The 13,237-nt window shown below is 53.0% G+C and carries 11 protein-coding genes; 4 read left to right on the forward strand and 7 right to left on the reverse strand.

All coding sequences use genetic code 11. The annotated features are described in order from the left end of the window. Window positions 1-25 precede the first annotated feature (25 nt). Window positions 26-1,069 (forward strand): efflux RND transporter periplasmic adaptor subunit, encoded by a 1,044-nt coding sequence (locus AC0J1C_RS09930; protein WP_227510245.1) that lies wholly within the window; start codon window positions 26-28, stop codon window positions 1,067-1,069. After that, window positions 1,066-4,104, forward strand: coding sequence for an efflux RND transporter permease subunit (locus AC0J1C_RS09935; RefSeq protein WP_058091239.1), 3,039 nt, complete (start codon window positions 1,066-1,068; stop codon window positions 4,102-4,104). Before AC0J1C_RS09930 ends, AC0J1C_RS09935 begins: the two co-directional genes overlap by 4 nt. A gap of 281 nt (window positions 4,105-4,385) precedes the next feature. Here the strand turns inward: AC0J1C_RS09935 and AC0J1C_RS09940 are convergent, their stop codons facing one another. The 6 genes from AC0J1C_RS09940 to AC0J1C_RS09965 all read right to left on the reverse strand — a co-directional run bounded on the left by AC0J1C_RS09940 (window position 4,386) and on the right by AC0J1C_RS09965 (window position 9,541). Then, entirely contained in the window at window positions 4,386-5,471 is a 1,086-nt protein-coding gene (locus tag AC0J1C_RS09940; protein ID WP_058091238.1) for an aldo/keto reductase, read from the reverse strand. An 84-nt stretch (window positions 5,472-5,555) separates the two neighbouring features. Continuing rightward, window positions 5,556-6,362, reverse strand: coding sequence for a dienelactone hydrolase family protein (locus AC0J1C_RS09945; protein WP_008170335.1), 807 nt, complete (start codon window positions 6,360-6,362; stop codon window positions 5,556-5,558). A gap of 78 nt (window positions 6,363-6,440) precedes the next feature. Beyond that, entirely contained in the window at window positions 6,441-7,007 is a 567-nt protein-coding gene (locus tag AC0J1C_RS09950) for a TetR/AcrR family transcriptional regulator (RefSeq protein WP_008170337.1), read from the reverse strand. A 43-nt stretch (window positions 7,008-7,050) separates the two neighbouring features. Next, window positions 7,051-7,719, reverse strand: a complete 669-nt coding sequence (locus AC0J1C_RS09955) for a cupin domain-containing protein (protein ID WP_008170339.1) — start codon at window positions 7,717-7,719, stop codon at window positions 7,051-7,053. Between the two features lie 63 nt (window positions 7,720-7,782). After that, the gene (locus tag AC0J1C_RS09960; protein WP_041654905.1) at window positions 7,783-8,403 is read right to left on the reverse strand and encodes a glutathione S-transferase family protein; all 621 of its coding nucleotides are present in this window, start codon (window positions 8,401-8,403) and stop codon (window positions 7,783-7,785) included. A 631-nt stretch (window positions 8,404-9,034) separates the two neighbouring features. Further along, complete coding sequence (locus AC0J1C_RS09965; RefSeq protein ID WP_473043719.1) at window positions 9,035-9,541, reverse strand: recombinase family protein; 507 nt, start codon at window positions 9,539-9,541, stop codon at window positions 9,035-9,037. Between the two features lie 470 nt (window positions 9,542-10,011). On the opposite strand from AC0J1C_RS09965, the gene AC0J1C_RS09970 reads away from it, so the two are divergent. Then, the gene (locus AC0J1C_RS09970; RefSeq protein WP_473043720.1) at window positions 10,012-10,407 is read left to right on the forward strand and encodes a hypothetical protein; all 396 of its coding nucleotides are present in this window, start codon (window positions 10,012-10,014) and stop codon (window positions 10,405-10,407) included. A 180-nt stretch (window positions 10,408-10,587) separates the two neighbouring features. After that, window positions 10,588-11,103 carry a hypothetical protein gene (locus tag AC0J1C_RS09975; protein WP_473043721.1) on the forward strand — a complete coding sequence of 172 codons (516 nt, stop codon included), beginning with the start codon at window positions 10,588-10,590 and terminating at the stop codon, window positions 11,101-11,103. A gap of 495 nt (window positions 11,104-11,598) precedes the next feature. Here the strand turns inward: AC0J1C_RS09975 and gapS1 are convergent, their stop codons facing one another. Next, a complete protein-coding gene (gene gapS1 / locus AC0J1C_RS09980) occupies window positions 11,599-13,191 on the reverse strand; it encodes a GapS1 family protein (protein ID WP_473043722.1) in 1,593 nt (530 codons plus the stop codon). Between the last annotated feature and the right edge of the window lie 46 nt (window positions 13,192-13,237).

The following is a 13,237-nucleotide window of genomic DNA, read 5'->3' on the forward strand; positions in this document are numbered from 1 at the left end:
AATCGGGACACCTGCCATGCGCTGTATGCTGACACTGTTTATCTCGCTGCTCATTCTGTCTGGTTGTCAGCAGTCTTCGGAACCGCCCCCAGAGGCCCGCGCCCCTATCCCCTGGGTAAAAACAGTTGAACTAAAGGACGCCGGCCCAACAACGCACAGATTTTCAGGAACCCTGCGAGGCCGCCACGAAGTTCCTCAGGCCTTTCAGATCGCCGGTCGGATTCAACATCGTTACATTGATGCCGGTCAACGCGTGGAAAAAGGCGACTTACTGTTCAAACTCGATACACGAGACCTTGTAGCAACGGCGGAGGGAGCCGCCGCGGATCTGAAGCGTGCAGAAGCGGCCCTGGCAATTACCACCAATGAGCTCCAGCGCCAACAGCAACTTGTGGGGCGTCAGTTTGTCAGCGAACAAACCCTGCAACGCCTTGAATTGGCAGAGCGTGAGGCGCGCAGCCAGGTGCAAACGGCTTCTGCACGCAATCAGCAGGCTCAGAATGCCCTGGGGTATGCGGAACTGAAAGCCGCCCATGCAGGCGTGGTCACTGAGGTCATCGTTGAACCCGGCCAGGTTGTGGGTGTCGGTCAAACCCTTGCCGTTCTGGCCGAAGATCAATCGCTGGAAGTCGAGGTTTTTTTGCCAGAGGGCAGTAGCCCGCCCAGGCGCGGTTATGTTCCTTTACCCAATGGCGAACAGCTTGCTGTGAGCCTGAGAGAGATTGCCGGGGCTGCCGACCCGGCAAGCCGGAGCTGGCGTGCCCGATACAGCCTGGAGGGGCCCTACCCCTCATCTTTAACCCTGGGTTCGGTGGTGAGTGTCCAGTTAGCACAGAAGCAAACCGCGCCCAGCCATCGCGTACCGCTGGGTGCCCTCGATGAGAGAGGGCAAACGCCGCAGGTCTGGTTGGTCTCCGATGGCACGGTGAAGCCCCTTGCGGTCGAGGTGATCGATCTGGGTGAAGAGTATGCGCAGATCAAGGCCGATATCAACGCGGGAACGCCCATCGTCGCGTTGGGGACACACCTGCTCACGCCTGGCATGGCGGTGCGGGAGCTGGCTCAATGAGCTTACCGAATCTTTCCGCGCTGGCAGTGCGCGAGCGTTCGGTCACCCTCTTTTTTCTTTTGCTGTCCGTTGTTGCCGGTTTCTACGCGTTCTCCTCCCTTGGTAGGGCGGAAGACCCTGCGTTCACCGTCCGGGCGATGGTGGTTTCTGTCGTCTGGCCAGGAGCAACCCCTGAGGTGCTGCAGAATCAGGTCGTGGATCGTCTGGAAAAGCGAGTTCAGGAGGTGGCGTATACCGATACCATTGAAACAACCATCCGGCCCGGGCAGGCCGCCATGGTTATCCGATTCCAGGATTCTACGCCCAGCGAAAAAGTGCCGGACCTCTTCTATCAAGTCCGCAAACGCATGCTCGATGAGAGGCCCAATCTGCCCCGGGGTGTGATCGGCCCCATCGTCAACGATGATTTCGCGGATGTGTATTTCTCCCTGCTGGCGCTGACGGCACCCGGGATGCCAATGCGTGAACTGACCCGAGAGGCAGAATCGATACGGGATCGCTTGCAACGGCTGCCCGGCTTGCAAAAAGCACAGCTCCTGGCGGAGCGTCCTGAGCGGGTGTATCTCGAATTTGATCAGGACCGGCTCAACAACCTCGGTTTGTCGGCAGAAGAGGTGTTGCAGGCGATAGAGGCCAACAACCGTCTTCAGCCTCTTGGCTTTGTTGATCTTGCCGGCCCGCGGGTTTATGTCCGCAGCAACATCGACCTGTCTGACCTTGAGCGCCTCACCTCAGTACCTCTGCGTATCGGAGACCAGCTTATCACCGTGTCTGATCTGGCCGAGGTGCGTTTAGGTTATGAAGATCCTTTGAGCTACATCGTCCGCTCCAACGGTGAGGATGCGATCCTGTTAGGTGTCGTCATGCGCGCGGGTGAAAATGGCCTGGAGTTTGGTGAGCGGCTGCGCGAGTTTGTCAGTGCCGAACAGGGCAGGCTGCCGCTGGGAATGTCAATACAGACCCTGACCGATCAGGCGGAAGCCATCACTCAGGCGGTTGATCTTTTTCAGGTCAAGTTTCTGGTTGCGTTGGTCGTGGTGATGGGGGTTAGCATACTGGCGATCGGTCTGCGCGCGGGTTTGGTGGTGGGCATTGCGATTCCTGTGACCCTCGGCCTGACTTTCTTGTTGATGAAAATGGCGGGCATAAACCTGGACCGCATCACCCTGGGTGCGTTGATTATCGCACTGGGTCTGTTAGTGGACGATGCGATCATCGCCATTGAAATGATGATTGTGAAGATGGAGAGCGGCTGGGACCGGGTACGGGCAGCCAGTCATGCCTGGAGCGTAACAGCCGCGCCCATGCTGTTTGGAACGCTGGTGACGGTGGCCGGATTTGTTCCCATCGGATTTGCCCAGTCCGGAGTGGGAGAATACACCGGCAACATCTTCTGGGTGCTCGCTTTTTCGTTGTTGATTTCCTGGGTGGTGGCGGTAACTTTTACGCCTTATCTGGGCGTCAAGCTCTTGCCCGATTACACCGGGCATACGGGCCAGGACCTCTACCAAAGCGCGTTTTATCAGCGGTTGCGTAGAGTGATCACAGCGTGTGTACAGTACCGGAAAACCGTCGTTTTTATCACAGTGGGTTTGCTGGCGATCAGTGCTTTCGGGATGGCAACCCAGGTGCAGAAGCAATTTTTCCCCAGTTCTGATCGCCCCGAAGTTCTGATCAGTGTCTACGCTCCGCAGGGGAGCGCTATTGCCACCACGGATCAAAGTGTCAGACGCCTGGAAGCGATTCTGATGGACATGCCGGAGGTGAAAAGCCTTTCCGCTTACATCGGTGCCGGTGCACCCCGATTCTTCGTATCGGCCAACCCCGAGCAGCCGGACCCGGCATTTGCCAAGTTGATTGCCATTGGGCAGGACGTTGAAGGGCGCGATCGCATCATCTCGGCGCTGGAAACCAGAATCGCGGCGGGTGAATTTCCGGAGGCACGAGTGCGGGTGACGCGTTTGCTGTACGGTCCCCCGGTGGTCTGGCCGGTCAGTTTTCGTGTGCTGGGTCCGGAATCCGATCAACTCAGAGAGATCGCGCACCAGATCCGCACTCTCATGACCGGGCATCCGAATATCGTCATGCCGCATCTCGAATGGGATGAGCGTGTGCCCACTCTCTATCTTGATATGGACCCGGAAAACCTGGGTTGGATGGGCCTGACCCCGGCGGAAGTTGCCCGGCAACTGCAGTTCCAACTCCGCGGAGTGGCCGTCACCGAACTGCGCCAGGGCATAAGGAGCGTTCAACTGGTGGCGCGTAATGCCCGTGGCGAAGTGATCATGCCGGAAGATCTTGAGATCAAAACCCGCGACGGCCGCAAACTTTCCGTACAGCAACTGGGCAAGTGGCAGGTTCGTTACGAGGACCCCGTCATAAAGCGTTACAACCGTGACCCCTTCCTGGCCGTTCAGGCCGATGTAGAAGGTGCCCAGCCACCGGATGTTACCAAGGAGATATGGAGTGCGATGACGGGCCTGCGCGAACAGTTGCCGGAGGGTTACCGTATTGAAATCGGCGGTACGGTGGAACAATCAGCCAAAGCCAATGCTTCAATCCAGACATTACAACCGGTGATGTTGGCGTTGATGCTGATCTTTATCATGCTTCAGATGCGTTCCTTTATCGGCACATTGACTGTTCTTGCCACCGCGCCACTGGGTCTGATCGGGGCTGTGCTGGCTTTGCTGCTGTTTAATCAACCCTTTGGCTTTACCGCGCTGCTGGGGCTGATTGGCCTGGGCGGCATCCTGATGCGAAATACCATGATTCTGACGCAGCAGGTGCAGGACAACTTCAAAGCAAGGATGGCTGCCCGGGAAGCCGTTGTCGAGGCGGCAGTCCAGCGTGCCCGACCCGTGGTACTCACCGCCCTGGCGGCCGTTCTGGCGTTTGTTCCTCTGACCTTTGACCTGTTCTGGGGGCCGCTGGCTTATGTCCTTATCGGTGGCGTGGCGGTCGGCACTCTGATCACGCTATTGTTTGTGCCGGCGCTTTATGCTCTTTGGTTTCGCTTACAGATGGAAGATTGAGGTAGGTTTGAATGAGCGCCAATTTTGTTAGCAATTACATTTCACTTAAGTCTTCCAGGAAGGTGATTGAGTTCTGAAATAACCCTTAGACACGACCTGTTTTGCCGCCAACACCAGAACCGGTAAAGTCAGGTGTTGAAGCAGCCAGGAGAGTCGTCGAAGTGGCCAGTAGGCACGGACGTCTAAGTTTTGACAGCATTAACGGTTTTTCCAGCATAGCGGCTGCGCCGTCGGGGCGCAGCACGATGTGAAGGTTGGGTTGGGTTGGGTCGGTTTTGGAATCAGGACTCGGTAGAGTTTCGGTACCCGGCCATCATTGCCATCATCCAGCCCGGGTACTCCTCGGGCAGGCGGCTGACTTCATCCAGGGCTATCAGTTCATCGTCGGACAAGCGGATTTGGGCCGCGCGGATATTGTCCCTGAGCTGCTCGGGCCGCTTGGCGCCAACGATGATGCTGGTCACAGGCTTCTGGTGTAGCAGCCATGACAGGGCAATCTGTGCCACATTGACCGGTTCGCCGTCGATCTGTTTGCCATCGGCAATCTCCCGCATAACCTTGATGACTTCGCTGCCCCGCTCGCGGTTGACGGGTGGAAAGTCAAACTTGGCGCGCCGGTTTTCTTCGGAAACGTCCGGCCCCTCGTATTTACCGGACAGGTAACCCCCGGCCAGTGGGCTCCACACCATCAGACCAACGTTCTCAGATTTCAGCATCGGAATAATATCCCGCTCCAGATCGCGACCTACGAGGGTGTAGTAGGCTTGCATGGATATGATCGGGCACAGGTTGCGGGCCCGGGTGATGCCGATGGCTTTCATCACTTGCCAGGCGGCCCAGTTGGACAGGCCCACGTAACGCACATGGCCTTGCTGCACCAGGGTGTTCAGTGCCTCCAGAGTTTCCTCGATCGGCGTGGCCGGGTCAAAACCGTGGATCTGGTACAGGTCAATATAATCCGTTTGCAGGCGCGCCAGGCTCGCCTTGCATTCGCTCATTATATGGCCGCGGGAAGCACCACGGGCATTGGGGCTTGCGCCCATGGGGCCGAGCACCTTGGTCGCCAGCACCACATCTTCGCGGCGAACGCCGAGATTCTTCAGGGACTGGCCGACGATGCGCTCACTGGCGCCGAAACCATAGATGTTGGCGGTATCGATAAAGTTGACCCCCGCCTCCAGGGCGATCTTCACGAGTTCGTCGGCCTGTTCCTGCTGCAACTGGCCGATCAGGCCCCAGATGTCCTCATCGCCGCCGAAGGTCATGGTGCCCAGGCACAGTTCGGATACGAACAGCCCCGAGTTGCCCAGCGACTTGTAGCCTGGACGATTGTCTCCATCGAACAGTGGTAAACTCTCAGTTGCCATGTTGCACCTCATCATGCTTTTCGGTTGGTGTTCCAGAATTCACTGTAAATACTGCCGGTTTCGGTTTGTTTGCACTCGCTTGTGTTACTGGGTGAAGATGGCCTTGTAGAAACGCATGGTGCCATCCCAGGAACGGCTGGCAGCCTCTTCATCATAACCAACCGGCATGCCGAACTCCTCGGCGATCTTGTCGGCGCCTGGGTTGGTGAATGAGTGCAGTACTCCGGGAAAGCTCACCAGTGTCAGGTCGACTTCGGCATCCTGCATCTCCTTGACCAGGCCCGCGACCTGATCCGAGGGGACCAGCTTGTCGGCACCGCCGGTGTACACCTGGATCCTGGCTTTCACGGACTCGGGTTCAGCCGTGAGGGGGCTGCCGAGCGCGCCGTGGAAGCTGACAACGCCGTCCAGATCGACGCCCATGCGCGCCATGTTGAGAACCACGGCGCCGCCAAAACAATAACCCTGTGCCGCAATTCGGGACGCATCAACACTTTCGTGGTTCTTCAGGATGTCCATCGCCTTCATGAAGCGCGCCTTGACCTGACTCATGTCCCGAGTGGCTTCCTGCATGAACTTCTGGGCGGTATCGGGATGGTCGGCTTGTTTGCCAGAGCCATACATATCCAGCGCAAACGCCGTATAGCCGGCCGAGGCAAGTCGTTCTGCCTGATTCCGGGCAAATTCATTGTGCCCCCACCATTCATGGACCACCAGAACCCCCGGACGCTTTTGCCCGAATTCATCATCCCAGGCCATGTAGCCGGTGAAGGTCTCGTCGCCGACTTGATACTCGATGGTTCTGGTTTGCGTTTCTGCCAGTACCTGCGTACTTGCAACAGTGAGTGACAGCGTGGCTGCTGCCAGTGCTGTTTTCAGGGTGCTCATCATCTGTTTGCTCCTTTTCGCTCGTTATGAGTCAATTTGCGTAGCGATTCTGTACATCAAAGCGCGATTCCTGTCCCGTCGTTACTGGCAGCGGGCGCGCAGCAGTCGCGTTGCGGCATCAAACACGGCGAGGTCTTCTTCGGTGCGCGCGGCAAGGTGGGCCCCTTCCAGCATCGCCAGGGTCGCCTGCGCTTCATCGGCGGGACCCAGGATGGCCGAGACGGATCCATCCCTTTGTCCCAGTTCAAACGTTGCCGTAATCCACTGCAGAACCATTGCGCGAACGGCGCCGACTCTGGCAATAACGGTGTCGGACAGGCTTTCGCGGCAGGTCGAAAAGGCAACGCACAGACACACGGTCTGGCCATCATGCAACGCCCCGCGGTACAGGGCAATGAGTGCCTTGAGGCGCGCGCCAGCGCTGGCATGGGCTGCGTCTATCTCGGTCAGACCCTGCTGCAGACTGGTCTGATAGCGCTCGATCAAGGCTTCGGAGAGCTTCGCCTTGGTGGGGAAATGATAATGGATCGAGGCCTTTCGAATGCCGATGGCCTCGGCCAGATCCGCGTAGCTGAACCCGTCAAAGCCCCGTGACCGGACGGTGTGCTCGGCAAGATCCATCAGGGCTGTTCTGGTATCACGGTTCATGGTTGTTCACCTGTCTGCCTTTTCAATCCCGCTATTGCCGGGCTTATACCCTCGGTGCCCCGGCAAATCGCAGGTGCCCCGTTTTCATCCAGATCTTGGCGCCGTCGTCCCCGGCCGTCACGGACAACCTGTGTCCTTCAGGGAGGCGCAGCCAGTCATGCCTGGCCAGCACCTCGCCATCCCTGATAGCCGAACCTTCGACCACCAGCAGTTCGATTCCGCCGGGCGCCTCAGAGGTCAGTGTCGCCCCCGCATCGAGCTGGCTGTAGGTCACGATCTCACGATCGTCCTCATGCAGCTTTGCGGTGGCAACGCCGCCCACTGGGGCGCCCAGCTCGGCCTCCATATTCTTGCTGAACTGGGTGCGGTCGGCCAGGTCGAACTGCCACAGTTTCACAAATATCGTACAGCCCGTTTCAGAGCCCGGAATATGTGACGTGGTTGGGGGGTTGCGCACGTAGGTGCCAGCAGGGAAGTCACCGTGCTCGTCCTGGAACACGCCATCGAGTACGATGAATTCTTCTCCACCGGTATGGGTATGCGCCGAGAAATGACTGCCCGGCGCATAACGCACGATGGTCGTGGCGCGGGCAACTTCGTCCCCGATCCGGTCCAGCATGCGCCGCTCCACCCCTTTCATGGGCGAGGGCTGCCATTCAATCTGGTCGGAATGCATAACCACCGGTTTGGAGAAATCTGCATTAATCTCCATGATATTCCTCCCTTTTGTGCCCTTCATGTTTTCAGCGCTTGCATTAAATCCGAAGGTTTCGGATTACCCGGCAATTGAAGGACGGGCTGCGACTTTTGCGCGCCAGGCCTGGAGATTGGTCAGAGACTCGGGAATGTCAACCTTCGCGAAATCCGCAAACCCCAGGCCGGCAAAGGCGGTGATGTCTGCGACCGAGAAGCTGTCGCCTGCGAGAAACTCGTTGTCCGCCAGAACGCTGTCAAGGTAGGCCATGGTTGCGCTGGCAATTTCTTTCTGTTTATTACCCCACTCAGCGCATTGCCAGGTTTCCAGATCCGGACCAAGCCCCGGGGTCGCGTGGTGGAAATAGGCACCCACGGCGTTCATCAGACCGTTTTCTGCCCGCAGATTCATCATTGCGATACGGGCACGCTCCGCTGGGGTTGTACCCATAAGGGACGGACCATCAAAGACGCCGTCGATATATTCGGTGATGGCATTGCACTGGGCGATGCAGGTGCCGTCGTCAAGTTCCAGCATGGGCACGGTGGCATCCGGGTTTTTCGTCTTGAACGCCTCGGAACGGTGCTCGCCGCCCATGACATCGACCGGGACGAATTCCACCTGGTTTGTTGCGCCTTTTTCTGCCAGAGCGATGCGAACGCGGAGCGGGTTCGGGAAGCCTTCGATATCGTAGATTTTCATTGATTGCCTCTGTTGGTCATTAAACATGCGCCAATTAATCTACCTATTAGTAGGTAGATGTGCAAGAGGCAATTTGATTGTTCTGCTTTTCTTTGCGCTGTTGACAAGACATTCCAAACGCCAAGAACAGCCCGGGCCTTCTTGCAGTACATAGCCAAACCAAAAAGCCAGCTTCTCAGTTAGACGATTTGATAAATATCGAAGTGTTTTTGTTGAAAGAAGCGTGTGCGAAAGAGCAGCCGTGAATGTTCGCTTATGTTTAGTAGCGAAATCCTGGCGGTCTGGAATCGACACAGAGCAATCATAAATTCTTCCCCCTTTCCAATGCCGCCGACCATAAATACTTCAGGCTCCGTTTCACGCAGACACTGACTGTATGCCGACGACTGCGACTGCCGATGTAGGAAATTTCCCAACCGATTTACAGCCATATCGTCTTACGGTTGGCGTTCAACAGCTCGATAATGTTGTCGAGTCAGTTGATCAGGAGGATCGGGGCTCAGAGCTGGCATGGATGCCAGGCAAACGCGACACCTGCCCAGTGGTGTGACGCGCCAGGGAGAGGCCTGGCTCCCTGGCCCAGAGCCGTTTCACCATAACCTCAGATTATGCGCAGTAAAGACCGAACGCGTCAGTGTTCGGCCACCTCTTTCTTCGTGATGTTCGGGTCTAACAGCATGGCTGCCGCTTTCTTTACATCGGTGTCTGACATGGCTGGCTTCCGGCCACCTTTTCGCCCTCGGGCCCGAGCCGCCTCCAATCCAGCGATGGTCCGCTCCCGAATCAGGTCGTGCTCAAATTCAGCCAAGGCACCGAATATATGGAACACCAAGCGACCGCCTGAACTGGTGGTGTCGATGGATTCCGTCAATGATTTGAAACCGATTTTCCGATCATGGAGATCCTGAACGATCTCCACTAAGTCCTTCAGAGACCGGGCCAGCCGGTCCAGTTTCCAAACAACCAGAACATCGCCCTTTCGGAGAGTGCGTAGACACTGCGACAGCTCCGGTCGTTCTCGGAGCTTACCGGTAAACTTTTCCTGGAAGACCTGTTCAGCACCTGCTTGTTCCAGGGCATCCACCTGGAGTTCGGAATTTTGGTCCTGCGTGCTAACACGCGCATAACCTATGATCATAAAAGGTACCTTTTGTGGTCATAGATTGTTGTACGTGATTATTGGACATCAAACAAGGCGAAATCGGGCGTTTTGGCTCGGTAAGTCGGAGCGTCCAACAAACGACCGTTTTCCCTCCCATATCTGAAATCCATCAGGACCCTCTTTCTCTCAGCTATCTCTAATACCTCCAATAGCATTACCTATGGAAACGGCATAAATAGTTCTGCCGCACATCCCAAAAGAAAGAAAATTTCACAAAAGGAGAAGCGTTTACAAATTTAAACAATGCCTATTATTTAGTTAAAAGTATTAATAGCGCTCCATACAGGCCAGCTCTTCTTTCATTTGTAACCTTGTTTCTTGTTAAAGAAACCACAGGTCTTGACTGACTTTCAGAAAAAAATACACTTTCTTCGAAAAACAGATAGTAAAAATTATTTTATCATTTAATTATCCTACACTAATCTAAATGAAGGCTGGCTCATATTATGTATACAAAGCTTGTTTCAGCTTTAAAACAACACGTTGCTTCTAAGGGAACGGTCGGACTCTTGCCCCAGAACCTCCCTGACTCAATCCTCCATGAATTAAATGAGGTTTTTGAGATGCAACCCGTTGAAAAATCCGTTACTAATAACCGGGGATCCTATTTAGCTGGCCCACTGTATTGTGTGATAACACTGCTTCATCATCAAAAAAAGGGAGATTCTTTAGAAATCGGTATTGATACGCTTAAAAACGCTGTTGAGATATATTCAACCAACCTGGCATTAGAGGCTTTAGCTAGGAAAAACGGTTTTGAAATAAACCCCAAACCTTCTATTGAGAATATATTTTCTTTAGATCGTAACGTCGAAATTCCAAAAAACTGTCTGAAGTTATGAACTGACCTAGAAAACACATTATTAATGCAAACTAATTCCTACCATAAAAAGAGGTTCTAGTTGCATTTTTACTTAAAAAAACGGGTCCACAGATAAAATAATCATGTTTCGAATGCGCAATTTTTTCGAAAATTGGCTGTTATTTTGAAACTTAGAAGGAAATAACGAAAAGCGATAGTCATGTTAAACAATATTAAATTTATTGGAATTTATAAGCTAGCTGGTGACAGCATCCTAACCGGTCGGGATAGACATGAATTGTGCCCATCGCAATTAATAGGTTTCTGCCCGTTCTTCTTGGAGTTAACCTGGTATGTCTTGGTTGATACTCTGCGAAAGCAACGAGGCTGCACTTGTCACGATAAACTGCCAGATGATCTAGGCGATGGGATAATTTCTAAAGCTGAATTTATTTCTATCTTTCCCGATTCTCTCAACCCTCACGGTGCTCAGGTAATAGTAGAAAACGAGTATGATGGATGGCCTACATTGGCTAAATTTGTACGTTATGACCTCTCCTGCATGTCAGATAACTGGCAAACGATAAGAACCACTATTTCCGTAATTAAGCTTGCTGATCGATTTCAATTCTATGCCCGTGAGCAGTTTGCACAATTAGGGCTTCGATATTTTGATGTGGCAGCCGGGTATTTTAGCGGAGGTCGCGAGTCGCCGGTAAGAAAATCCCAAAGTTGAACTTCAAGTTTAGGTATTGCAATTATTATTTAATTGGGGGGACTGAAACTCTAATCCGAGTTTTCCGCCTCTCGATTTGGACCCTCTTCAGCATCGGAAAGCCAATAAATTAGAGCAGCGACCACATTTCCACGAGATAAGTCGATCCTGTTACACCAAAGGTGAGCTTGCCTTTCCGCTGAAATACATCCGTCGGCTTAGGCTATTCCAAAGTAATCCTATGGGAAGGATCAAGAATGAAGAGTACGGCAACAGCAGCCTTACAACTTGCAATGCAACGAAGCCTTTGTGATGTAATTGAAATTTACGAAGGCGACCTGGAGACAGCTCTAATCTGGTTTTTGACACCATTGCCGTCTCTAAATGGACTTCGACCAGTAGACTGCGCCGTAGACAACAAAAAAATTGGGCAGCTGGAGGCTGTTATACGCACGCTTTCGAACGGGGAGTTCCCTTAGGAGAGAGAGTCACTCATTAAAAAGTCAGTCGGTGTACCTAAACCCCGATTTTTTGGTTAAGAACATTCAATAACTGGACAAAAAGCCGGACTCTCTGATCCGTGGTCCCCCTAGTGCGCCAAAATTCCGAACACTCGTCTGCTATGTTTTCAACATCGCTCAAGATTCCGCTGGAAAGCTCAGCCATTTGATCCGTGGCAATTGGGCTCTTTCGTTCACCGTTCCGCTCTCCGGTTAGATCCCAAAAAAACTGACGAAAACGGTATTTCGCAGTCTTAGGTGTAGAGCTAGCAGCCGCCGCATATTGGAGAACATCCCAAACGTTTATGCCTTCCTTTTGATCAAGGGCGACCATCCCTTCAAACTCATCAATTGCCAGGAAGAATATGTTTTCGGGTTTAAACACCTCTCCATAGGTTGCTCTAACCGAGTCGAATACACCACCCACAGCTCTTTCTAAGCCAGCTCCATAAGAGAAAGGCAGAGCCTCATTAACGACAACCACAACAAATCTCTCTTCGATCTTATTGGCTTTCGATGAGTAGTTAAGTTTTGTTTCGCATGCCTGCTCCACGCCCTTCAGAACGTTATCGGTCAGAGCCCTCTTGACAGTATCCACATTACCCGAATATTTTAGACTATCTTTAGGCTCTACACCCTTAGCATCTATAAATAGCTCAAAATCGTCCTGGGTCAAATAGCAATCAACAACCTTCGACCTTTTGCCCTGACGTACCAACTCTTCACGGATTTGTGATTCCAAAACGAGATCACCGGATAGACCATCAGCCAAGCCATTGACATGCTTCTCAAATTCTTTCGTGAACTTTTTTCTGAACTTCTGACTGTCTACGCGCTTGAGTATGTTTGCAACGATTCGACCAATGCCACGTGAACTAACTGTTTTGTGGATTACTAGGGCCCTGCTTTCACTCAGTATAATAGGAAAATCCATGAGTCTAGTTTCCCGGAAATAATCATTTTCGCCGACACTCTGTTCGTAAAATTCGCCAAGCTTAGCTTCGATATCAGTGAATTTTCCTCCGAACAAACTAATCATCTTGGCCAAATAATTAATGTCATAATGCGGTACAAATAAAGATATCAGGCTACCGTACGCCAATAGGCCATTCTTGTGCTGAAAATAGGCATTTAAGGCAAGGCAAAACATCAAAAAATCATTTAGATTAATATCTGTTTCACTGTAGAAAGCTTCCCTAAACCAAGTGGAAGCGCCTTGTCCTAGGAGAAGAAGGTGATATCTAACAATTTCGTAATTCCATACAACGGGATGCTCTTGAAACCAATACTGACTAATCATCATCCGGCTCAAACCCAGATGATCGATTCGCTGACCTGGCTTGGCCATAGCAATGGGTTGCAAATCACTTAGTTTGCGAACTAAGCGCGAGATATCGCTGGGCGTGCACTCTCTTCTTCCCTCCGTGCGCTCCGCTTGAAATCTCCATTCAATCAGAAGGAAACAGAGGTGAGGCATTCTTCCTGCGAAATCCAATCGCGACAGACCGTCCTCATTCAAGTACTGGATAACGGTTGCGATAAATTGAGTCTTTTCGAACTCTTCAAGTGAACGTCTAATGTCTGTCGCTCTTCTTCGATAACTAGGCATCCCACTTCCCTTAAAACTGTTCTAAAACTACACGTGTCATTTTAAT

This window comes from Marinobacter sp. E2, assembly GCF_055755345.1.